Source organism: Streptomyces venezuelae, assembly GCF_008642315.1.
Taxonomy (GTDB): domain Bacteria; phylum Actinomycetota; class Actinomycetes; order Streptomycetales; family Streptomycetaceae; genus Streptomyces; species Streptomyces venezuelae_D.
Genome location: NZ_CP029192.1, coordinates 6,899,967 through 6,922,215, shown reverse-complemented (window position 1 = coordinate 6,922,215; position 22,249 = coordinate 6,899,967). Strand labels below are relative to the sequence as shown.

Here is a 22,249-nt window from a genome sequence, read left to right as displayed (position 1 = left end):
CCCCCCTGGTGCCGTTCTTTGTGTCTGTCCCGTCCAGCCTCCCTGGAGAGATACGGCTCCAGCTGTGGGCGGGTTTCACCGTCGGTCAGGGACCTTGATCGGTTCGGTCAGGGTGAACATGAGGGCCCGCATCGCGGTCAGGGCCGTGATGACGTACCAGATGCTCCCTGCGAAGGCAGTGGTCACGGTGGTGCCGTGGCTGCCTGCGGGGGCGTGGTTGAAGAAGACGAAGGAAGCCATGGCCAGTCCGAGGGTGGTGCCCGACTGCATGGCGGTGTTGAACAGACCAGCGGCGGATCCGGCGTCTTCGTTGTGGACCCGGCTGAGGGTGAGTCCGGACAGTTGGGCGCCGATCGCGCCCAGCCCGAGCCCAATAGGGAGCATCGGTGCGGCGGCGGCCCGAACGGCAGTTGGGTGCCCTGGCTGAAGATCAGCAGCTGGTAACCGGTCAGGCTGAGGGCGATCAGGATCGTGCCGGCTTGGGGGACGCGTCGCTGGTGGCGGTCGACCAAGGTCAGCAGAAACACACCGAGCATCAGACCGAAGACCAGCTGTGCGGCCCGCGCCGCCACCAGGAAGCCCGGGTCCACGGCGATCCCGCACAGCAGCGAGGCCACGTGAAGACGGCGGTCCCGGGGAATCGAGGTCGCACAGGGCCGCAGCAGATGTGTACCGTGGTGAGTGGTCCTGTTGTCGCCGATCGAGGTGGACTTTGCGCATCTGAGGTTCGTGCCCCTGTAGCCGGCACAGTGCTCCTGTGCTGCCCTGCCGCCTTCGGCTGTGCCGACGGTGGTGGTCGTGCACGACTCAGCGCCCCCTCTTGGCCCATCGTGCGTCGGGGGAGGCCATCCGGGCCCCTGACCCGCCTCAGCGGCTCCTGGTGCCGTGCACTCCCGCCTGCCGTCGTGATGCCGAGCGCGTACCTCCCTCGCACACTTGTCACCACAGGTGACCGACCTTTCCGGTAGGCGACCGCATGTCCGCAACCCTGACCGCCAGGAATCTCGCCGCAGGCCACGGCGACCTCCCCCTCTTCTCCGGCCTCGACCTGGTCGTACCCCCAGGAGAGGTGATCGGCCTCGTCGGAACCAACGGAGCGGGCAAGTCCACCCTGCTCCGCCTCCTGGCCGGTCTCGACCGGCCCGAACAAGGACAGGTACAGCTGGCCCCGGCCGGTGCGACCATCGGGTACCTGCCCCAGGAGGCGGACCGGCGCACGGGCGAGAGCGTCTCCGCCTTCCTGGCCCGCCGCACCGGCGTCGCCGCCGCCGAACGAGCCCTGGACACCGCCTCCCAGGCGCTGGCCGACGGCGTCGCCGGCGCCGCGGAGGCCTACGACACGAGCCTGCAGCAGTGGCTGAGCCTGGGCGCAGCAGACCTTCCAGAGCGCGCCGAACACGTGACCGCCACGCTCGGGCTGGGCATCGGGCTGGAACAGGCCATGACGTCGCTGTCCGGCGGGCAGGCCGCCCGCGCACAGCTGGCCTCGCTGCTCCTGTCACGCTTCGACGTCTTTCTGCTGGACGAGCCCACCAACGATCTCGACCTGGCCGGCCTGGAACAGCTGGAGCAGTTCGTGACCGGGCTGCGCGCGGGCACGGTCGTGGTCAGCCACGACCGCGAGTTCCTCACCCGGACCGTCACCCAGGTCCTCGAACTCGACCGCGCCCAGCAACAGGTGCGCCACTACGGCGGTGGATACACGACCTACCTCCAGGAAGCAGAACGCGCCCGCCATCAGGCCCGCGCCCAGTACGAGGAGTACGCCGAGCGCAAGGCCGCCTTGCAGGACCGGGCGAACATGCACCGCTCCTGGGCGGAGAAGGGAGTGCGCACCGCGCAGCGCCGCAGCCGGGACAACAACAAGTTCGCCCGCAGCGGCCGGATGGAGAACAGCGAGAACCTGGCCGCCCGGGCCAAGCAGGCCGAACGCCTCATCGAGCGCCTGGAGGAGGTGGAGGAGCCGCGCAAGGAATGGCAGCTGCGCATGCAGATCGCCGCCGCGCCCCGCTCCGGCGCCATCGTCGCCACGCTGCACGAAGCCACCGTCCAGCGCGGCGGGTTCACGCTGGGGCCTGTGACGCTGCAGATCGACTGGGCGGACCGTGTCGCGATCACCGGCGCGAACGGCACCGGCAAGTCGACGCTGCTCGGCGCCCTCCTGGGCCGTATCCCCCTGAGCGCCGGTCGCCAGGCACTCGGCTCGGGGGTAGTGATCGGCGAGATCGACCAGGCCCGGGCCCTGTTCCACGGCGCCGACACCCTCCTGGACGCCTTCCGGGCCGCTGTCCCCGAAACGGAGCCCGCCGAAGTCCGCACCCTGCTGGCGAAGTTCGGCCTGGGCCCCGACCAGGTCCTGCGCCCAGCCAGCAGCCTGTCCCCCGGTGAAAGGACCCGGGCCGCACTCGCGCTGCTACAAGGGCGCGGGGTGAATCTGCTGGTGCTGGACGAGCCCACCAACCACCTCGACCTGCCGGCCATCGAACAACTCGAATCCGCCCTCGACTCCTACAACGGCACCCTGCTACTCGTCTCCCACGACCGCCGCCTGCTCCAGACCGTGAGAATCACCCGACGGCTGGAACTCCACGACGGCACCCTCACCGGAACCCCCGCATGACCCGCACAGCTGCCCGGAGGTCACTTTCCGTTGAACTCTCCGTCCAAGACTCGGGGCCTCCGTTCATCAGCGTTCAGAGGGTTCTACAGGCCAAAGAGCACCACTCAGCAGAGGGCATACGAGATCCGGAACGGCCGCCTTGTCGGGCAGCTCCGGGACGTTGCCCATCAGGGAACAACCCCTCAGTTCCGGGGTTCCATGGAGAAGGTGGGCGGACCGGACACCTCCGGGTTGCACCGCGCGTATCGCCTGACGGCGGGCCCTGACTGCCTGGTTTTCACACTTGCCGGAAGGTAGCGTTTCCTCTTAGGTCAGCACCTCGCCGGGTGGTATTCCACCCAGCCCCCGTAGTGTGCTTCCGGCCCTGGTCGCTGGCCCCTCGAACCGGAGGCCTGCATGTCCAATCCATTCGTTCCGCCGCCCGACCGCCCCTCGGTGAACGGGCCATCCCGATTACCGCGCGAGGCCCGGATCACCGCCGCACTGATCAACTTGGCCGACACTCTGGTCGATGACTTCGATCCCGCCGAGTTCTTCTACCGCGTCGCCGAACACTGCATGGAACTGCTCGACATCGGTGATGCCGGCGTCATGCTCGCCGCGCCCAGTGGCCCACTGCGTCTGGTCGCCGCCTCCTCCGAACGCGTCCGCCTGGTCGAGCTCTTCGAGCTCGATGCCAGCGAAGGCCCCTGTCACAGCGCCTTCCACCAGTCCGCCCCGGTCGATCACATCATCGGCGCCGCGCTCTCACCCCGGTGGCCGCGCTTCAGTGCCCGCGCGCACCGCTCCGGCTACACATCCGTCCACGCCACCCCGATCCGGCTGCGTACCGAAACCATAGGCGTGCTGAACCTCTTCCAACGCACTCCCGGCCCCCTCCAGCAAGCCGACCGCGACCTGGCCCGGGCACTGGCCGACGCCACCGCCATTTCCCTGCTCCAGCAGACCACCCTCGACCAGCACCGCACGGTACGAGCCCAACTCCAGTCGGCCCTGAACAGCCGCACCGCCATCGAACAGGCCAAGGGCTTCCTCTGCGCCCGCCACGCAGTCGACCCCGACACCGCCTTCCATCGTCTCCGTGCGCACGCTCGCCATCACCACCTGCTCCTGGTCGACCTGGCGCGCGACATCGTCAACGGAAACTTCGTCCTGCCTCCACCCCCGGAAGCCGGCACAGTCCCCGCCAAGCCCTGACAGCCAGTCGTTTGAGAAGTGCTGGTCGCTCCGCCGACTGCAACCGCCTTGCAGCTCGTACCGTGGCCGGTCTCCGCTTCCGCGGGAGAGGAAGGCGGACCCGGCGCTTGTGGGTGTGCGCCGCAGGCTCGCTCCGCTGCGGGATCGGTCCTCACCACCGCGTCGGGGAGACGACGGAGGACCCGCTCAGACCAGACCGCTGCGAGAGAGGCTGACCGCCACGCGCGAGAAGTGTTGCGAGGGACCGGCCTCAACAAAGGTCAGTCCAGAGTGTGGTGGGCCAAAACGTGGTCGGCGGTCTGGTGAAGGGGCTGGCCGTGGCGGAAGGCGTGGGCGCGCATGCGTGCCAGGGCGTCGTCCGGGGACAAATGGTTCATCTCGGCAAGGACACCGGCCGCCATGTGGACGCTGGGCGGATAACCCTGTGGGCCGGGCCGAGTGAGCCGGTACTCGGTTGTCAGCAAGTGGGGGTACTCGTCCAAGGCGAGCAGGGCGAGAATGCGGGCGTAGGAGCCGGCTCGGGACTTGTGCCGGGCGGTGAGAAGGCCGGGTGCGGTGCGGTAGAGGTCCACCGCACCGATGCACAGGTGCCCGATGGTCAGGGGCAGAGCCGTCACCGAGCGCATCTCCTGCTCGCCCGCAGTTTGGGTGAAGGCGGGCCATCGGCCGAACGCCCGGTGCAGATCTGCCTCTTCGATGAGGGTGCGCTGCACGTAAGCGTCGGTGCAGGGACCTTCCCCGGTGGTGAGCTGGGCGTCCTCCAGGAGCCGGGCACGCTCGTCGGTGGCGTGGCCCATGACGCGCAGTTCGCCGGCGACGACCAGGCTCACCCCGAGGCTGTCAATTCCGAGGTCCGCCACGCAGGCTCGGGCGGCGGCGGCAAGAGTGACGCCGTCTTCGGCGTCGCTGGTCCGGCGCCAGGCGTCGATATGCCCGTCGTCATCCATCGAGTGCCACTCCAGAGGTAGCGGTGTGTGCGGGGCGGCGGGACAGGTGGTCCTGTTCGTGCGGCACAGAAAGTCGGTTGCGATCAAGTGTGGGTTATGGCGTCGATGTCGAGTTCGCCGTCGATGAGTTGACGGCAGACCCGCGTCAGCCCGATCCGGTGGGTACGGGCGTGGCGGCGCAGGGCGTCGAAAGCGTTGTCCACGTGGGTATTCCAGCGTTCGGCAAGGATGCCCTTCGCCTGTTCGATGACGACACGGCTGGTGAGGGCCGCGCGCATCTGCGCGCGTTGCTGGTTGGCGTGCGCGACGGTGCGATGCTGGAGAACGGCGATGGTCGCCACGTCGGCGAGCGCCTGGGCGACACGCGTGTCCACGGCGGACAGGGCCTGCGCCCGAGTGTCGAAGAGGTTCATCGCACCGATGACCGTGTCGCGCAGCCGCATCGGCAGTGCGTGGGTCGTGAGGAAACCAGTCCCTCGGGCCCGAGCCGCGAAGACGGGGAAGGGAGCTGTCCCGGCCGTCGAGTCGAGGTCGATGTTCAACCGGGCCGTGCCGCTTCGGTGGCACTCGACGCAGGGGCCTTGGTCGTGTTGCAGGGCGAAGAGTTCCAGGAGTCGAGTGTGTTCGTCGGAAGCGGCGATCAGCTGCAGGCTCCCGCCGGGGTCTTCCAGCATGACCCCCACCGCCGACACGTCGAGCAGTTCGACGCAGCGATCACACAAGGTGTGCAGGAAGTCGATCAGGTCGAAGTCTTCGACGAGCGTGTCGACCGCGTCGATGACGGCTGCCAGCAGGCGTTCTTCTCGGGTCATGACCCTTCAGTCCCTCCGCCGGCCACGAAGCCCGGCTCGTCTCCATCATCATGGCGAAAGCGCACCCGCCTGGCCACCACGTCATCGGCTACCTCCAGCAACGGCCGCCCCTGCTGGTAGGCGTACGCCCGCAGCCGCATCAGAGCCTCGGCCAATGACACACCCGCCTGCACGCTGATCATTCCGGAGGCTTGGTGCACCGCGGCCCGATAGAAGTGCGAAGTCTCCTCCGCCTCGGCGAAGGCTTGCCATGCTTCCCCGTCCTCGACCAGCGCGGCAGTCAGCGCGTGCGTGACCGTCCACGCATCGGCCAACGGTGACTTTCCCAGCGGTCCGGCCCTCGCTCGTTGCAGCGTCAGTGCACCCAGGCTGGCCTTGCCCAGGCGCAGCGGGAGGCAGAACACCGCGCCGATCCCCACGGCCACCAGCTCGGGCAGCAGGGCAGGCCACCGGTCGGGGGACTCGGCCGACAGATCGGGCACCAGAACAGGCGCGCCCGACGAAGCTGCCTCCGGACCCGGTCCTTGGCCCAGCGTGAACTGCAAGTCCTCCAGCTGCCTGCTGGCGCCGGGCGTGGCCCACAGCAGTTCGGTCAGCCCGCTGCCCGGTGTCACGGACACGGCCACCCCGTCGACGCCCAGCACGCGGGCGCACCCCTCAGCGTCGGCGCCGACCAGGTCCCAGCCGCCCGGGGCGGGACGCAGGCTTTCCAGCACAGCAGCAAGGTCACCCATAGCCATGGACCGCTACCCTCTCCTGCCCGGCCGAACCCGTCGCGAGCAGTGTAAGTCGCGAGCACTTCAAGGGTCGGAGGATCGTCGCCGACGGGCCTCATGCCCATGCCCCGGGCAGAAGGCGTAGGGTGGAAAACCAGGCTGTCCACGTATTCGAGCAGACGGTTTCGTCCAGTACGACAACCCTGACATTGGCTTCCGATCACGGGCAGCATCGGCGGTGAGTGCCACCCATCGGAAGAACCGCCATGCCCACGCTCGAGAAGACACAGTCCTTCCCCGTCGGCTACACCCTCGTCGCGTGACAGCCTCCCGGAAGGCGGCTGTCGAGCTGGCCGCCCTGCACGTGGATCGCCCCGACCCGTCGAGCAGCCTCGTGCACTCGTGCCGAGCGGAACTGAGATACGTCTGCTCGGTGGGGCTCACGCTGGCAGTGGACGCCGCCCTTGCCCAACGTGTGTCGCTGGCTGCCGAGGGCCCTCTCGCCCGGCGAGGCGAAGCCTTGCAGATCAACCTTGGGGAAGGCCCGTGCGTAGAGGCCCTCAAAGAGCGCAGAACGGTTCTCGTTCCCGACCTCGACGACCCGTACCCCACCGTCGGCTGGCCCGTCTACGCCCAACAGGCCCGCGCCCACGGCATCCGTGCCACCTTCGCGCTCTGTGCCCTCCTCGAACCCGACCACAGCGGTCCTCAACCGGGCCTGGTCATGTCCGTCTACCGCGACCGGCCCGGCCCCCTGCCCCACAAGGACCTGGAGACCGTGCGGGCCCACGTACACGCCGCCGACATCCTCCTCCTGGCCGTCCCGCGCCCCGGCGAGAACACGGCGGCCGACGCGTGGTTCCTGCACTCCGACGCCGTCGTCCACCAGGCCACCGGAATGATCAGCTACCGCCACCATGTGACCGCCGGCCAGGCGCTGGCCCTGTTGCGCGCCCATGCCCACGCCTGCCAGACGGATGTGCGCGACCTTGCCCACACGGTCGTCCATGAGGGCCTGCACCTGCCACCGCTCCCACCGCCGGACCCCACCAACCCATGAGCCAGGATCCGCTCCCCCTCGGAGGCTTGTTCGGCTCGGACCAGCAGTGGCGCCATGCCTTCGGCTGTTCCTTTGCTCGTCGAGCGCGAGCACTCCAGAGTGCGCAGCCTGTACGAAATGTGGGAGTAGGCCTGGTTCAGCGAGGTTTCAACGTTCCCTGATCCACCGCCGCACGACGCACTGCTCCTGGCTCGCCCTCGGCAGTGAACGGGCGGGAGCGGTAGCCTCCCGTGGCCTGGATACGGCCTTGAGGCCTCTCACGCCCATGAGCGATGATCTTCGCCATAGCCCGGGCGAGGACCGCCCCCGAGGTCGTCACGAACGTCAGCAGACCCCGCACAGTCCGGTCTCAACCGGTATGACAGGGATTGAGGGTAGATCGTGAAACGCCGTCCGACCTGCACGAAGACTGATCAGAGGGGTATGCCCTCCGCTCACACCGTGAACTTTCAACTTACGGGGCAGCGTTTCCACCGCATCGAGAACGGCCGCCTCGCCGGGCAGCTGCGCGACGTCGCGTACCGGGCGACGACCACCGGCTTCTGGGGCTCGATGGCCGCGGTCGGCGGTCCGCAGACGTACGTCCTCGGTGGCGCCTCCAACTACGGCAAGGCCCAGCCCGGCCGGATCGCCGCCGTCTCGCACGGCTGCCCGTCCGCCCTGTTCCGGGGCGTGAACATTCTGAACACCACGCAGGAGGCCGGTCGATGAGCCGCAGCGCCACCAAGCCGCACGAGATCGTCGAGCGCGCCCTCGAACTGTCCACCGCCGACGGCTGCGTCGTGATCGCCGACGAGGAGTCGACGGCGAACCTGCGCTGGGCGGGCAACGCGCTGACCACCAATGGCGTCACGCGCGGACGGACCCTCACCGTCATCGCGACCGTCGACGGCAAGGAAGGCACCGCCTCCGGCGTCGTGACGCGGTCCGCCGTGACCGCGGACGACCTGGAGCCGCTGGTGCGGGCCGCCGAGGAGGCCGCACGCGGGGCGGGGCCCGCCGAGGACGCGCAGCCACTGGTGACCGGCACGGCCGCCTCCCCCGACTTCACCGAGGCGGCCGGCGAGACGTCATCGGCGGTCTTCGCGGAGTTCGCCCCGGCCCTCGGAGAGGCGTTCGCGCGGGCCCGCGCGGGCGGCCGTGAGCTGTACGGCTTCGCGAACCACGAGTTCGTGTCGAGCTATCTCGGTACGTCGACGGGGCTCCGGCTGCGGCACGACCAGCCCAACGGCACCCTGGAGCTCAACGCCAAGTCGCCCGACCGCACCAGGTCCGCGTGGGCCGGGCGCGCCACCCGCGACTTCAAGGACGTCGACCCGGCCGCCCTGGACACGGAGCTCGCCCGGCGCCTCGGGTGGGCGGAGCGCCGCGTCGACCTGCCCGCGGGGCGGTACGAGACGCTGCTGCCGCCGACCGCCGTCGCCGACCTGCTGATCTACCAGCTGTGGCAGTCCTCGGCCCGCGACGCCGCCGAGGGCCGCACGGTGTTCTCCAAGCCCGGCGGCGCCACACGTCTCGGCGAGCGGATCGCCGAGCTGCCGCTGACGCTGCGCAGCGACCCGCACGAGCCGGGCCTGGAGTCGGCGCCCTTCGTGCTCGCGCACGCCTCGGGCGGCGACGCGTCGGTCTTCGACAACGGTCTGCCGCTGTCCGCCACCGAGTGGATCCGCGCCGGTGAGCTCGCTCACCTCGCCACCAGCCGGCACAGCGCGCGGCTGACGGGGCTCCCGGTGACACCGGCCGTCGACAACCTCGTCCTGGACGGCGGCGGCGAGCGCTCGCTGGAGGAGATGGTCGCGGCCACCGAGCGGGGGCTGCTGCTGACCTGCCTCTGGTACATCCGCGAGGTGGACCCGGCGACGCTGCTGCTCACGGGGCTGACCAGGGACGGCGTGTACCTCGTGGAGAACGGCGAGGTCGTGGGCGAGGTCAACAACTTCCGGTTCAACGAGTCGCCGGTGGACCTGCTCGGCCGGGCGACGGAGGCGGGACGTACGGAGAAGACGCTGCCGCGCGAGTGGGGCGACTACTTCACCCGGGCCGCGATGCCCGCGCTGCGCGTCCCGGATTTCAATATGAGTTCGGTCAGTCCGGGCGTATAACCTCGGACCCTGCACTCACGTGCACCGTGTAAGCACACCCAAGGAGACGCGAGACCCGTGACGGACATCGTCGACGAGCTGAAGTGGCGGGGGCTTTTCTCCCTGTCCACCGATGAAGACGCACTGCGCAAGGCGCTCGCGGACGGTCCCGTCACGTTCTATTGCGGCTTCGACCCGACCGCGGCGAGCCTGCACGTCGGGCACCTCGTGCAGGTCCTCACCGTCCGGCGGCTCCAGCAGGCGGGCCACCGTCCGCTGGCGCTGGTCGGCGGGGCCACGGGCCAGATCGGCGACCCGCGGCCGACCGCAGAGCGCACCCTGAACGACCCCGAGACGGTCGCGAACTGGGTGGCGCGGCTGCGCTCGCAGATCGAGCCGTTCCTGTCCTTCGAGGGCGAGAACGGCGCGACGATGGTGAACAACCTCGACTGGACCGCGGGCATGTCCGCGATCGAGTTCCTGCGCGACATCGGCAAGCACTTCCGCGTGAACAAGATGCTGACCAAGGACTCCGTGGCCCGCCGCCTGGAGTCGCAGGAAGGCATCTCCTACACGGAGTTCAGCTACCAGCTCCTGCAGGGCATGGACTTCCTGGAGCTCTACCGGCGGTACGGCTGCACGCTGCAGACCGGCGGCAGCGACCAGTGGGGCAATCTCACGGCGGGCATCGACCTGATCCACCGCCTGGAGCCGGCCGCCGCGGTCCACGCGCTCGGCACGCCGCTGATGCTCAAGTCGGACGGCACCAAGTTCGGCAAGTCCGAGGGCGGCGCGGTCTGGCTCGACCCGACGATGACGACGCCGTACGCGTTCTACCAGTTCTGGCTGAACACGGACGACCGGGACATCTCGACGTACATGCGGATCCTGTCCTTCAAGTCCCGCGAGGAGCTGGAGGAGATCGAGAGGCAGACGGAGGAGCGTCCGCAGGCGCGTGCCGCGCAGCGTGCGCTCGCCGAGGAGCTGACCACGCTGGTGCACGGCGCGGACCAGTGCGCCGCGGTGATCGCCGCGTCCAAGGCGCTCTTCGGGCAGGGCGAGCTGGGTGACCTGGACGAGGCGACGCTGGCCGCGGCACTCTCCGAGCTGCCGCGCGTCGAGGTCGCCGAGCCCGGTCCGGTGGTGGACCTGCTCGCCGAGGTGGGCCTGGTGGCGAGCAAGTCCGCCGCCCGGCGCACGGTCAAGGAAGGCGGTGCCTACGTGAACAACGTGAAGGTCGCCGCCGAGGACGCCGTGCCGGCCCGCGAGGACCTGCTGCACGGGCGGTGGCTGGTGCTGCGCCGCGGCAAGAAGAACCTGGCGGCGGTCGAGGTCACGCAGTAGCCGCAGCCGTACGCGGAAAGGGGGCCGGTCCCGGTGGACCGGCCCCCTTCACCGTGCGAGGCGGCTACGCCCTGCGTTTGTTGCCGCGGAGCATGGTGTACGCCGCGTCACCGAGGCCGACGACGACGAGCGCCGCGACCAGCTGGAGCGCGTGCCGGCCCCAGTCGATGCCCTTGGTCTCATTGATGCCGAACTGCGTCGCGAGCCAGTTGCCCAGGACGGCTCCGATGATGCCGAACACCGTGGTCAGCCAGAGGGGACTGTGCTGCTTGCCGGGCAGAATCGCCTTGGCAATCAGACCCAGCACGAATCCCACGATGATCGCCCACAACCAGCCCATAGCTGCCTCCTAGTCGGCTCTACATGAGCGTTACGGCCAGTCTCGTCCCGTACGCCATACGGCGCATGTCGGGCAGCTCCATACGTGGCACGACGCAGGCAGGGCACCGAGGTGAGGGCTGCCCCGGTCTCGTAGGCGGCGCAGCCGCGGCGTAACGTGGGACGGGCCGGACCAGGGGTGGATTCCAGGGAGAGCCCGGCGCAGCGGACAGGGCGGTGGAACGTGATGCGGAAGCAGAGCAGCGGCCAGGTCTTCCGGATCACGGGGGCCAGGCAGGGTCTGGCGGAGGACGTGCGGGGCAGGCAGCGCCGCTACGTGATCTCCATGTCGGTGCGCACCGTGTCGGTGGTGGCCGCCGCGGTCCTCTGGAACGTCGAGCGACACGTCGCCCTCGTCGCACTGGTGCTCGGTGTCCTCCTGCCGTACATCTCCGTCGTGATCGCCAACGCCGGTCGGGAGAGTCCGCCTTCGCTGCCGTCGACGTTCGTGCCCGCTCCTTCTCGGCCAATGCTGGCGCCGCCCGCCGCAGCCGCCGCCGCGGAATCCGTCCCGGAAGATCCCCCGGGGCCCGCGTACGACCAGCGAAGCGGCGCCACGACCGAACCGAGCTGACCGTCGACGTTGCGCCAAGCTCAAGAAAACCTCAGATCAATCATGTAGTTCCGGTGCCAGTAGCCGGGTCCCCCATGACATACTTCGTACGCGCTCCGCATCCCCCGTCGGAGCGACAGACCGACGCCGGGCAGCTCCCCCCGTGGCTGCTCGGCGTCGCCTTGTGTGAAGCACTTTTTGGACGCGCCTGTGAGTGACCCCGTGAGTGACGAAAACCCGATCTGTTCCGCCAAGGGCTGCCGCGTCGACGCGGTCTGGGTGCTCGCCTGGAACAACCCCAAGATCCACACCCCGGAGCGCCGCAAGACGTGGCTCGCCTGCGACGAACACCGCGAGCACCTCTCGCAGTTCCTGGGGGTGCGCGGCTTCCTGAAGGACGTCGTCAAGCTGGAGGAGTGGCAGGCGAGCTAGCCGCCGATCGCCGACATCGGGCGGTCCGGCTGGAGGAACGTCGGGTCGTCCAGGCCCGAGCCCGCCTTCTTGCCCCACATCGCGAGTTTCCAGATGCGGGCGATCGCTTCGTCCGAGCCGTTCTCGGTGTCCTCGGGGGCCGCGCGGAGTGCGGCGCGGAGGTCCGTCTCCTCGGTGGCGAAGAGGCAGGTGCGGACCTGGCCGTCGGCCGTCAGGCGGGTGCGGTCGCAGGCCGAGCAGAACGGGCGGGTGACGGAGGCGATGACGCCGACGCGGTGCGGGCCACCGTCCACGATCCAGCGCTCGGCGGGGGCCGAGCCGCGCTCCGTGGAGCCCTCTTCGGTGAGCTCGAAGCGGGTGCGCAGGGACTCCAGGATGTCACCCGCGGTGATCATGCCGTCGCGCTTCCAGCCGTGCTGGGCGTCCAGGGGCATCTGCTCGATGAACCGGAGTTCGTAGTCGTTCTCGACGGCCCAGGCGAGCAGGTCGGGGGCCTCGTCGTCGTTCAGGCCCGGCATCAGGACGGTGTTGACCTTGACCGGGGTGAGGCCGGCGTCACGGGCGGCTTCGAGGCCTTCGAGGACGTCCTTGTGACGGTCGCGGCGGGTGAGCGTCTTGAAGACGTCGGGGCGCAGCGTGTCCAGGGAGACGTTGACCCGGTCCAGGCCCGCGGCCTTGAGGGCCTTCGCGGTGCGCTTGAGGCCGATGCCGTTCGTCGTCAGGGACATCTTGGGGCGGGGTTCCAGCTGGGCGCAGCGCTCGACGATGCCGACGAGGCCGGGGCGGAGCAGGGGCTCGCCGCCGGTGAAGCGGACCTCCGTGATGCCCAGCTGGGTGACGGCGATGCGCACGAGCCGCACGATCTCGTCGTCCGTGAGCAGGTCCGGCTTGGACAGCCACTGCAGGCCTTCTTCCGGCATGCAGTACGTACAGCGCAGATTGCAGCGGTCGGTCAGTGAAACGCGCAGGTCAGTGGCTACTCGGCCAAAGGTGTCGATGAGCACTGCGGCCCCCTCCCCGGCGGTTGGATGTTCTGGGTCCACTGCTTTCGACCTTACGCGACGCCTCTGACATCCTCATGGGCCATTTGCCACGAGGAACGGCACGGCCGCGTCGTAGGACTCTACGACGCGGCCGCTACGAACGTGTGAACAAAGGGGGGGGCAAGCGGTTCGGATCAGTGGGCTCCGACGCCCGTGAGGGACTTGACCTCCAGCTCCGCGTACTTGCCCTTGTCCGGTTCCTCCTTGGAGAGGAGGGAGCCGAGCCAGCCGAGCAGGAAGCCCAGCGGGATGGAGATGAGGCCCGGATTCTCCAGCGGGAAGAAGTCGAAGTTCGCGTCGGGGAACATCGAGGAGGGCTTGCCGGAGACGACCGGTGAGAACAGCACCAGGCCGACCGCGGCGACGAGGCCTCCGTAGATGGACCAGAGGGCACCCTGGGTGGTGAACCTCTTCCAGAACAGGCTGTAGAGGATCGTCGGCAGGTTGGCGGAGGCCGCGACCGCGAAGGCGAGGGCGACCAGGCCGGCCACGTTGAGATCGCGGGCCAGCGCGCCGAGGGCGATGGAGACGATGCCGATGAACACGGTCGACCAGCGGGCCGCCTTCATCTCCTCCTTCTCCGTGGCCTTGCCCTTGCGGATGACGTTCGCGTAGATGTCGTGCGCGAACGAGGACGACGAGGCGAGGGTGAGGCCCGCGACGACCGCGAGGATCGTGGCGAAGGCGACCGCGGAGATCACCGCGAGCAGGATCGCGCCGCCGGTGGAGTCGCCACCGCCGCCGATCTCCAGGGCGGCGAGCGGTGCCGCCGTGTTGCCCGCCTTGTTGGAGGCGATGATGTCGCCGGGCTTGAGCAGCGCGGCGGCGCCGAAGCCGAGGACGATCGTCATCAGGTAGAAGGCGCCGATGATGCCGATCGCCCAGTTCACGGACTTACGGGCGGCCTTGGCCGTGGGCACCGTGTAGAAGCGGATGAGGATGTGCGGCAGTCCCGCGGTGCCGAGGACCAGGGCGATGCCGAGCGAGATGAAGTCCAGCTTCGATGTGCCGGACGCGCCGTACTTGAGGCCGGGCTCCAGGAACGCCGAGCCCTTGCCGCTGTTGGAGGCGGCCGTGCCGAGCAGGTCGGAGACGTTGAAGTTGAACTTCAGGAGGATCAGGAAGGTGATGAGGATGGTGCCGGTGATGAGCAGGACGGCCTTGACCATCTGCACCCAGGTGGTGCCCTTCATGCCGCCGATGGTGACGTAGACGATCATCAGGACGCCGACGAGGGCGACGATGAGGATCTTGCCGGCGTCACTGGTGATGCCGAGCAGCAGCGAGACGAGGACGCCCGCGCCCGCCATCTGCGCGAGCAGGTAGAAGATCGACACGACGATGGTGGAGGTGCCGGCCGCGGTGCGGACCGGGCGCTGGCGCATGCGGTACGCGAGGACGTCGCCCATCGTGTAGCGGCCGGAGTTGCGCAGCGGTTCGGCGACCAGCAGGAGCGCCACCAGCCAGGCGACGAGGAAGCCGATGGAGTAGAGGAACCCGTCGTAGCCGAAGAGGGCGATGGCGCCCGCGATGCCGAGGAAGGACGCGGCGGACATGTAGTCGCCGGAGATCGCCAGGCCGTTCTGGAAGCCGGTGAACTGGCGGCCGCCCGCGTAGAAGTCGGCGGCGCTCTTGGTCTGCCGGCCCGCCCAGACCGTGATGAAGAGGGTCGCGACGACGAAGGCCGCGAAGAGGCTGATGATCAGCGTCCGGTGCTCGGAGGCGTCGGACGCGGCCGCCAGCTCGATGACGGCGGGGTGCGCGGGGCTCATGCGTCGCCCTCCAGGCGGGTCTGCGGGCGGTCCGGGGTGCTCTGCGGGCCGTGCTCCATGCGGGCCCTGATCGCCTCGGCCTTGGGGTCGAGCTTCGAGGCGGCGTGGCGCGAGTAGAACCAGGCGATGAGGAACGTCGTCAGGAACTGCCCGAGACCGAGGACCAGGGCGACGTTGATGTTGCCGAAGAGCTTGGTGCCCATGAAGTCGCCCGCGTAGTTGGAGAGCAGGACGTACACGAGGTACCAGGCGATGAAGGCGATGGTGAGCGGGAAGGCGAACGAGCGGTGCGCGGAGCGCAGTTCACCGAATTCCGCGCTCTCCTGCACCTCGGCGAACTCCTCCGTGGAGGGCGCGTGGGGAGCGGGTTCTTTTCCCGCGCCACCCTTCGAAGGGGGCGGTGCGTCGGTGGCCACGGAGTCTCCTCGTGGTGCGGGTGGGGTGGGGACGGACAGTTGTTCCATGGGCTCCTGGTCTCACATCCAGCGTGACGCGGATCACGTGAGCCACGGATGGCGATGCTAAGGCCATGGGACGTGATCCGACAGGGGGTTGATGTTGCTTCCGTTCTCTGCTCAACGTCCCCGCGGCGCGTCCGACGTGGTCGAACTCCCCCATTTCTTCGGTAAGTCATTGCTGGCCTGGAAGTTTCAGGGTTAGCTTCACCCTGAACCACCCGTCATGTACCTGCCCGAGCACCAGTCGTGTTCGGGCAGTTCCGTATGCGATTCCGCGTGCGGTTCCGTCTCCGGATGATGTGGAGATCCCATGGCTCATCTGCGTTCCAGACGTCGTACGGCACTGATCGTGCCGCTCGGCCTCGCGCTCGCCGCCTCGGTCGGTTTCGTGCCCGGCGCCGCGACCGCGGCCCCCAACGAGTCGCCCGCCCCGGTGTCGGCGAAGGCCGCGGAGGACGCCCCCGTCTTCGCGTACGTCGTCAACACCCGTACCGACCGCAAGACGCTCGCGTACGTCAAGAAGGCGATCGCGAGGGCCGGTGGCTCCGTCGTCGTCACGCACGAGAAGATCGGCGTCATCGTCGCGCACTCGTCGAACCCGCAGTTCGGCGAGCAGATACGCAAGGTCCGCGGTGTCCAGTCCGCGGGCGCGACCCACACCTCGCCCCTGAAGGCCGCCGGCACCACGGACGACGGCAAGGCGAAGCTGCTCTCCAAGTCCGAGGCCAAGGCCCTGAAGCGGAGCGCCGCCCCCGGCGCCGAGCCGATGGAGGCCGACCAGTGGGACCTGCGCGCGATAGACGCCGACAAGGCCGCGAAGATCAACCCGGGCAGCAAGAAGGTCACCGTCGCCGTGATCGACACCGGCGTCGACGACACCCACCCCGACCTCGCCGCCAACTTCTCGCCGTCGCAGTCGGCGAGCTGTGTCGGCGGCAAGGCGGACACCTCGGCCGGGGCCTGGCGTCCGTCGTCGAAGGACAGCTACCACGGCACGCACGTGGCCGGTGAGATCGCCGCCGCGCGCAACGGCGTCGGTGTCGCGGGCGTGGCGCCCGGCGTGAAGATCTCCGCCATCCGGGTGGCCGACCCGGTCGACGAGCTGTTCTACCCGGAGAACGTGGTCTGCGCCTTCGTGTTCGCCGCCGAGCACGGCGTCGAGATCACCAACAACAGCTACTACGTGGACCCGTGGCTGTACAACTGCAAGGACGACCCGGACCAGAAGGCCATCCTCGACGCGGTCAACCGCGCGCAGCTGTACGGCCAGAAGAAGGGCACCCTGCACGTCGCCTCCGCGGGCAACTCCAACCACGACCTGGACTCCGACGCGATCGTCGACGACTCCAGCCCGGACGACTCCACCCCGGTGACCCGCACCATCGACCCGCACGAGTGCCTCGACGTGCCGACCCAGCTGCCGGGCGTCGTCACCACCAGCGCGACGGGCGTCAAGGACCTGAAGTCGATCTACTCCAGCTACGGCAAGGGTGTCGTCGACATCGCAGCCCCGGGCGGCGACAAGTGGCAGATCCCGTCGGACACCCCGTCGAAGAACGGCCGCATCCTCTCCACCATGCCGGGCGGCGAGTACGGCTGGCTGCAGGGCACCTCGATGGCCGCGCCGCACGCCTCGGGCGTCGCCGCGCTGATCAAGTCCACGCACCCCAAGGCGAGCCCGGCCGAGGTGCAGCGGCTCCTGAAGAAGCAGGCCGACCGCCTGGAGTGCCCGACGGGTCCGTACGACCCCGACGGTGACGGCGACGCCGACGCGGTCTGCCAGAGCGGCAAGCACGACAACAGCTTCTACGGCAGCGGTCTCGTCGACGCGCTCGACGCCGTGAAGAAGAAGTGACGGGGAGAGAGAACGTGCACAAGTCCCACATATCGGCCATGGCCTTCCTGCGCTCCCGCCGCGCGCTGGCCCTGCCGCTCGGCGTCGCGCTGGTCTCGGCCGTCGCCTTCCTGCCCGGCACGGCCTCGGCCAGGCCCGCGGGGATCCCCGACGCTCCGGCCTCGGTGTCGCAGGCCCTGGGGTTGCCGACCGCGGACGCGGCGTCGATGAGCTACGTCGTGAACGTCCGCCCCGGCAAGGGAAGTTCGGAGCGGGCGAAGAAGGCCATCGCCAAGGCGGGCGGTGACGTCGTCATCGCGTACGACCGGATCGGCGTCATCGTCGTCCACTCGGCCGACCCCGACTTCGCGAAGACGATCCGCAAGGTCAAGGGCGTCGACTCGGCGGGTGCGACCCGCACGGCCCCGCTGTCCGCGCAGGCCGACGACGCCCTGGAGTCGGAGCGGCCGCTGACCGCCGCCGAGGCGAAGGCCGCGGCGGGCAAGGCGGCGGCGGGCCAGGACGAGCTGGAGCCGCTGCAGTGGGACCTGCCCGCCATGAAGGCGGACAAGGCGCACAAGATCTCGCTCGGCAGCAGCAGGGTCACCGTCGGCGTCCTCGACTCCGGGGTCGACGACACGCACCCCGACATCGCGCCGAACTTCGACCGCAGGGCCTCCGCGAGCTGCCTGGGCGGCGTGCCCGTCCAGAAGGGCGACGCGTGGCGCCCGGTGGCCGGGGAGAGCGACCACGGCATGCACGTGGCGGGCACCATCGCCGCCGCGAAGAACGGCACCGGCGTCACCGGTGTCGCGCCCGGCGTGAAGGTCGCGAGCCTTAAGGTGGCCGAGCCGGCGACCGGCATGTACTACACGGAGGCCGTGGTCTGCGGCTTCGTGTGGGCGGCCGACCACGGCGTCGACGTCACCAACAGCAGTTACTACACCGACCCTTGGCTGTTCAACTGCAAGACCGACGCCGACCAGAAGGCGCTCGTCGACGCGGTCGGGCGGGCGTCGAGGTACGCGGAGCGCAAGGGCGCGGTGAACGTCGCGGCCGCGGGCAACGCGAAGACCGACCTCGCCCAGGACGAGATCCTCGACGAGTCGAGCCCCGACGACACCACTCCGGTGCCGCGGACCATCAAGACCAAGGACTGCCTCGACCTTCCGTCGCAGCTGCCCGGTGTCGTGACGGTCTCGGCCACGGGCGCGAAGGGCCTCAAGTCGTCGTACTCGAACTACGGCAACGGCGTCGTCGACATCGCGGCTCCCGGCGGCGACTCCACGAAGTACCAGGCGCCGGACGCGCCGGCCGTCGACGGCCGCATCCTGTCGACGCTGCCGGGCGGCAAGTTCGGCTACAAGGCCGGTACGTCGATGGCGTCGCCGCACGCCGCGGGCGTGGCCGCGCTGCTGAAGTCGACGCATCCGCACGCCTCGGCGGCGCGCATCAAGGCGCTGCTCTACCGCCAGGCGGACGCGATGGTCTGCCCGAAGCCGTACGACTACGACGGTGACGGCAAGGCCGACGCGGTCTGCGAGGGCGGCCGGAACAAGAACGGCTTCTACGGCGTGGGCATGGCCGACGCGCTGGACGCCTTGCGCAAGTAGCACCGGGACACGGTGGGGTGGGGCCGGGCGGCTTGGGGGCCGCCCGGCCCCTTTCCGTCGGCCCACGAGAGGATCACGTGTCATGTACGAGTACAAGAACTCCGAGTTCGTCGTCTCCGGCACGGAGCACTGGGTGGCGTGGCCGGTGCGCCCCCGGTGGCAACTGGTGGCCCGGTTCGCCGCAACCGTGCTGTTCCTGCCGTTCTGGGCCGTCCTCGGGATCGCGATCTTCCTCGGCACCCTCGCCATCGGTCTGGCCACCGAGGTGATCACGGCGGTGAGCTCGTCGTACGACAAGGCCTTCGACCGGTTCATGGACAAGGCGTTCGGCCGCGTCTTCACGCTGCCGCGCTGGTGCGTGCTCTGGTCCGAGATGCGGTACGAGGGGGACGCCGCGTACTACCGCGCGGAGGTCGACCGGCTCGTCGCCAAGTGGACGGCGAAGGCGACGGCCCCGTACGTGCGCAACAAGTCGCGTCCGATCTCCGAGTGCGAGATCCCGCGCCGCGCCTACCGCGGGTGCGGCGGGCACTACGTCGTGCAGACGGCGACGGCCCAGGGGTGGGAGCTGCGGCCCTCGGACCCCGAGAAGTCGGTCAGGCTGTGGTGGTCGGCGAGCAGCTGAGAAATGAGTGACGGCGTCCGATCGGAACGCCTTTGCACCGGTTGTCCCCCAGGACTTGCCCACCACCGGAAGCCCTGGTGAAGATCATGTGGTGAGCTCCATACGACCGTCCGTCGAGCCCGGAGGCGATGCCACCACCGGAGTGCCGGCCACAGCCGTCACCGCCCCCGTCTCGCACCGCGCCCCGCGCCGCCGGCCCTCAGCCGGCCGCGCCGTCGCCGTGCTCGTGCTCGTGGCCGTCGCCGCGCTGATCCCCCTGCTCGGCCCGTCGGCGGCGCTGCACGGCACCGGTGAGGCCAGGGCTCCCGGCACGGGCGGGATCACCTTTCTGCGGGCGGTCCTGTTCGCCGCCCTGTGCGTGCAGTTGGGCGAGGTGTTCACCGTCCGGCTCGCGCGCCGGGTTCCGGGGGCGCCGCTCGACAGGGCGCCGCGCGGCTGGTCCGCGTACGCGGCGTGGGCGGGGTGCGCCGCGGCACTGGGGCTCGCGGCGATCGTGGCGAACGGCAATCTGGTCCCGCAGGAGCTCCCGGACCTGGACATCGGGCGGCTGTACGACACCCGGGACGGGCGGCTCGCCCTCCTGGAGGTCAACGCGTTCATCGTGGCCGCCCTGTGCGCGCGATCACGGCGACCGGCGGGGGCGGCGCTCCCGCTGGCCGCGGTGATCGTCGCGGAGGCACTGCGGGCCCACCCTCCGGTGGAGGACACCCCGCTCCTGGGCAGCGGCCTCACGCTCGTCCATCTGACGTGCGGCGCGCTGTGGGCGGGCGGTCTGCTGTACGTCCTGCGCATACTCCGCGGATGGCGGACGTCCTCTCCGGAGGAGGCCGTCGCGGTACTGGGGCTCTACGCGCGCGTGGCCGCCGTCCTGTTCGCCGCGATCACGGCGACCGGGGTGTGCAGCACGCTGCGCCGGATGCCGGCGGGCACGGTCCTCGACCAGCTCACCGGAACGGCCTACGGCCGCACCCTGCTCGCCAAGGTGCTGCTCGTCCTGGCCGTCGCCCTGCTCGCGGTCCTGGCCCGCCGTCGGCTGCGGCGCGGCTCGGACCGCGCCTCGGCCTACCTTCCCGCGCGCGGTGAGGTGATCGCGCTGGGTGTCGTCGTGGTGCTCTCGGCGCTGCTCACCGCGGTGCCGGTACCGATTCGCTGGTGAGCCGCCAGCACCCCCTCGGCCAGCAGGAACTGGGCCGCGATGTACGTGAGCATGATCGCGAAGTCGGGTCGCGGCAACTGGGGCCACTCGGCGACGCCGGTCGCGATGAGGGTGTCCGAGAGCAGGAAGAGCGCCCCTCCCGCGGCCGCGACGGGACCGAGTGCGGTGGCGCCGAACGCCATGGCGGTGAGCAGCAGGCTGTAGCCCGCGACGGGGCCCCGCATGTCGGCCGGCAGGTCGGGCCAGAGCAGCGCCACGGTGCCGACGAGCGCGAGGGCGTACACGGTCACGAGGCCCGCCCCCCGCGCGCGGGGCGCCCGTCGTCCGTACCGCTTGAAGAGCACGAGGTAGCAGACGTGCCCCGCGGCGAAGGAGCCCATCCCGGCGAGGAAGGCGGGATCGGCGTCGAGGAGCAGGAAGGTGTCGCCGCCCCAGCCGAAGAGGAGGGCGGCGATCAGCAGCCGCGGCCCGCCCCGCAGGGCAACGTACGCCGCGAGGAGCGGCATGAGCAGCGGCTTGCAGACGGCGTGACCCGGCTCGAAGTCCACGAGGAGCGCGAGGAGGTCACCGAGCGCGGCGACACCGAAGGCGCCGAGGACCGTCCGCGGCGCGGGCCTTCGCGTCACGCGGCGCGCTCCGGGACGGGGGTGTCGGAGGCGGGCACGACGGCCGGAGACGCCTCGGGGGCGGCCGGGGCCGCCGGCTGCCACCCGGGGCCTCCGAAGACGCGTCCGGCCCGCTCGCGCCAACCGGTGGCCGCCTTCAGGTCCCTGGCGATGGCGGCGTACTCGTGGGTCGCCACGCGCAGCGGGTTGTACGTGTGGATGTTCTTCGTGAGGCCGTACACGGGACGGTCGGTCTCGGCGACCCAGGAGCCGAACATGCGGTCCCAGATGATGAGGATGCCGCCGAAGTTGCGGTCGAGGTAGCCGCCCTGGGAGGCGTGGTGCACGCGGTGGTGCGAGGGCGTGTTGAAGACGTACTCGACGGGGCGCGGCAGCTTCCCGATGCGCTCCGTGTGGATCCAGAACTGGTAGACCAGGTTGGCCGACGAGCAGAACGCGAGCGCCGCCGGGTGGACGCCGAGCGCGATCAGCGGCAGGTAGAACGGCCACACCGTCAGGCTCGTCCAGGGCTGGCGGAGCGCGGTGGTGAGGTTGAACTTCTCGCTGGAGTGGTGCACCACGTGACAGGCCCACAGGACGCGGATCACGTGGTGGCCGCGGTGCGACCAGTAGTAGAAGAAGTCCTGCGCGAGGAGCATCAGCGGAATCGTCCACCACAGGATGGGCACGCTCAGCGGGGTCAGCGCGTAGACGCCCGAGTAGATCGCGACGATGGGGATCTTCCACAGGAAGTCGAAGACGAGGCTGCCGAGCCCCATGGTGATGCTGGTCGCGGCGTCCTTGGTCTCGTACCCGGCGGCATCGTCGTCGGGATGGATCCGGTGGCTCACGATCTCGACGACGGTGAGCAGCACGAAGGCCGGGATGGACCACAGCACGACATCGGGCAGGTTCGGGGACATGCAGGCACCGTAGAACGGCTATTCGCCCACGACTAGGGGTTGTTACCGACAAGTATTACCGGCGGTACGGGTGTGGATGT

General features: G+C 69.7%; 21 protein-coding genes and 1 pseudogene. 12 read left to right on the top strand and 10 right to left on the bottom strand.

Translation table 11 applies throughout. The annotated features are described in order from the left end of the window. Positions 1 to 75: 75 nt before the first annotated feature. Positions 76 to 384 carry an MFS transporter gene (locus DEJ48_RS30540; protein ID WP_150219411.1) on the bottom strand — a complete coding sequence of 103 codons (309 nt, stop codon included), beginning with the start codon at positions 382 to 384 and terminating at the stop codon, positions 76 to 78. A gap of 592 nt (positions 385 to 976) precedes the next feature. Here DEJ48_RS30540 and DEJ48_RS30535 point away from each other — a divergent pair. Beyond that, positions 977 to 2,620 carry an ABC-F family ATP-binding cassette domain-containing protein gene (locus DEJ48_RS30535; RefSeq protein WP_150219410.1) on the top strand — a complete coding sequence of 548 codons (1,644 nt, stop codon included), beginning with the start codon at positions 977 to 979 and terminating at the stop codon, positions 2,618 to 2,620. A gap of 396 nt (positions 2,621 to 3,016) precedes the next feature. Further along, positions 3,017 to 3,817 (top strand): GAF and ANTAR domain-containing protein, encoded by an 801-nt coding sequence (locus DEJ48_RS30525; protein WP_150219408.1) that lies wholly within the window; start codon positions 3,017 to 3,019, stop codon positions 3,815 to 3,817. Between the two features lie 260 nt (positions 3,818 to 4,077). On the opposite strand, the gene DEJ48_RS30520 is transcribed toward DEJ48_RS30525, so the two are convergent. From DEJ48_RS30520 to DEJ48_RS30510, 3 genes are all read right to left on the bottom strand, one after another. Continuing rightward, positions 4,078 to 4,764: an ANTAR domain-containing protein gene (locus tag DEJ48_RS30520; RefSeq protein ID WP_150219407.1), complete on the bottom strand. Its 687-nt coding sequence runs from the start codon at positions 4,762 to 4,764 to the stop codon at positions 4,078 to 4,080. An 83-nt stretch (positions 4,765 to 4,847) separates the two neighbouring features. Next, positions 4,848 to 5,576, bottom strand: a complete 729-nt coding sequence (locus DEJ48_RS30515; RefSeq protein WP_150219406.1) for a GAF and ANTAR domain-containing protein — start codon at positions 5,574 to 5,576, stop codon at positions 4,848 to 4,850. Next, positions 5,573 to 6,292 (bottom strand): GAF and ANTAR domain-containing protein, encoded by a 720-nt coding sequence (locus DEJ48_RS30510; protein WP_190537686.1) that lies wholly within the window; start codon positions 6,290 to 6,292, stop codon positions 5,573 to 5,575. Before DEJ48_RS30510 ends, DEJ48_RS30515 begins: the two co-directional genes overlap by 4 nt. A 319-nt stretch (positions 6,293 to 6,611) precedes the next feature. Between DEJ48_RS30510 and DEJ48_RS30505 the strand changes: the two genes are divergently transcribed. From DEJ48_RS30505 to tyrS, 4 genes and pseudogenes are all read left to right on the top strand, one after another. Continuing rightward, positions 6,612 to 7,352 (top strand): GAF and ANTAR domain-containing protein, encoded by a 741-nt coding sequence (locus DEJ48_RS30505; RefSeq protein ID WP_150219404.1) that lies wholly within the window; start codon positions 6,612 to 6,614, stop codon positions 7,350 to 7,352. Between the two features lie 444 nt (positions 7,353 to 7,796). Continuing rightward, a pseudogene (locus tag DEJ48_RS30500) lies at positions 7,797 to 8,063 on the top strand (TldD/PmbA family protein); the annotation flags it as partial. After that, positions 8,060 to 9,454, top strand: a complete 1,395-nt coding sequence (locus DEJ48_RS30495) for a metallopeptidase TldD-related protein (RefSeq protein ID WP_150219403.1) — start codon at positions 8,060 to 8,062, stop codon at positions 9,452 to 9,454. The pseudogene DEJ48_RS30500 and the gene DEJ48_RS30495, both read left to right, overlap by 4 nt. Before the next feature lie 57 nt (positions 9,455 to 9,511). After that, positions 9,512 to 10,777, top strand: a complete 1,266-nt coding sequence (gene tyrS, locus DEJ48_RS30490) for a tyrosine--tRNA ligase (protein WP_150219402.1) — start codon at positions 9,512 to 9,514, stop codon at positions 10,775 to 10,777. A 64-nt stretch (positions 10,778 to 10,841) separates the two neighbouring features. On the opposite strand, the gene DEJ48_RS30485 is transcribed toward tyrS, so the two are convergent. Beyond that, positions 10,842 to 11,117, bottom strand: coding sequence for a GlsB/YeaQ/YmgE family stress response membrane protein (locus DEJ48_RS30485; protein ID WP_150183375.1), 276 nt, complete (start codon positions 11,115 to 11,117; stop codon positions 10,842 to 10,844). A gap of 225 nt (positions 11,118 to 11,342) precedes the next feature. Here DEJ48_RS30485 and DEJ48_RS30480 point away from each other — a divergent pair, with 225 nt between their 5' ends. Both DEJ48_RS30480 and DEJ48_RS30475 read left to right on the top strand, forming a co-directional pair. After that, entirely contained in the window at positions 11,343 to 11,729 is a 387-nt protein-coding gene (locus DEJ48_RS30480; RefSeq protein ID WP_150219401.1) for a DUF3099 domain-containing protein, read from the top strand. 201 nt (positions 11,730 to 11,930) lie between these two features. Then, positions 11,931 to 12,140 (top strand): hypothetical protein, encoded by a 210-nt coding sequence (locus DEJ48_RS30475; RefSeq protein ID WP_190537684.1) that lies wholly within the window; start codon positions 11,931 to 11,933, stop codon positions 12,138 to 12,140. On the opposite strand, the gene moaA is transcribed toward DEJ48_RS30475, so the two are convergent. From moaA to DEJ48_RS30460, 3 genes are all read right to left on the bottom strand, one after another. Next, positions 12,137 to 13,144 (bottom strand): GTP 3',8-cyclase MoaA, encoded by a 1,008-nt coding sequence (gene moaA, locus DEJ48_RS30470; protein ID WP_223832257.1) that lies wholly within the window; start codon positions 13,142 to 13,144, stop codon positions 12,137 to 12,139. The genes DEJ48_RS30475 and moaA overlap by 4 nt on opposite strands. A 173-nt stretch (positions 13,145 to 13,317) precedes the next feature. Continuing rightward, entirely contained in the window at positions 13,318 to 14,955 is a 1,638-nt protein-coding gene (locus tag DEJ48_RS30465) for a cation acetate symporter (RefSeq protein WP_150219398.1), read from the bottom strand. Then, complete coding sequence (locus DEJ48_RS30460; RefSeq protein ID WP_223832256.1) at positions 14,952 to 15,371, bottom strand: DUF485 domain-containing protein; 420 nt, start codon at positions 15,369 to 15,371, stop codon at positions 14,952 to 14,954. Before DEJ48_RS30460 ends, DEJ48_RS30465 begins: the two co-directional genes overlap by 4 nt. A gap of 352 nt (positions 15,372 to 15,723) precedes the next feature. Between DEJ48_RS30460 and DEJ48_RS30455 the strand changes: the two genes are divergently transcribed. From DEJ48_RS30455 to DEJ48_RS30440, 4 genes are all read left to right on the top strand, one after another. Further along, complete coding sequence (locus DEJ48_RS30455) at positions 15,724 to 17,268, top strand: S8 family peptidase (protein WP_150219396.1); 1,545 nt, start codon at positions 15,724 to 15,726, stop codon at positions 17,266 to 17,268. 38 nt (positions 17,269 to 17,306) lie between these two features. Then, entirely contained in the window at positions 17,307 to 18,860 is a 1,554-nt protein-coding gene (locus tag DEJ48_RS30450; RefSeq protein ID WP_150221490.1) for a S8 family peptidase, read from the top strand. 82 nt (positions 18,861 to 18,942) lie between these two features. Further along, a complete protein-coding gene (locus DEJ48_RS30445; protein ID WP_150219395.1) occupies positions 18,943 to 19,485 on the top strand; it encodes a hypothetical protein in 543 nt (180 codons plus the stop codon). Positions 19,486 to 19,627: 142 nt separating this feature from the next. Continuing rightward, positions 19,628 to 20,641, top strand: a complete 1,014-nt coding sequence (locus DEJ48_RS30440; RefSeq protein WP_223832528.1) for a CopD family protein — start codon at positions 19,628 to 19,630, stop codon at positions 20,639 to 20,641. On the opposite strand, the gene DEJ48_RS30435 is transcribed toward DEJ48_RS30440, so the two are convergent. Both DEJ48_RS30435 and DEJ48_RS30430 read right to left on the bottom strand, forming a co-directional pair. Further along, positions 20,548 to 21,267 (bottom strand): lysoplasmalogenase, encoded by a 720-nt coding sequence (locus DEJ48_RS30435; RefSeq protein ID WP_150219393.1) that lies wholly within the window; start codon positions 21,265 to 21,267, stop codon positions 20,548 to 20,550. The genes DEJ48_RS30440 and DEJ48_RS30435 overlap by 94 nt on opposite strands. Beyond that, entirely contained in the window at positions 21,264 to 22,169 is a 906-nt protein-coding gene (locus tag DEJ48_RS30430) for a sterol desaturase family protein (protein WP_150219392.1), read from the bottom strand. The genes DEJ48_RS30435 and DEJ48_RS30430 overlap by 4 nt, the downstream gene beginning before the upstream one ends. Positions 22,170 to 22,249: the final 80 nt, after the last annotated feature.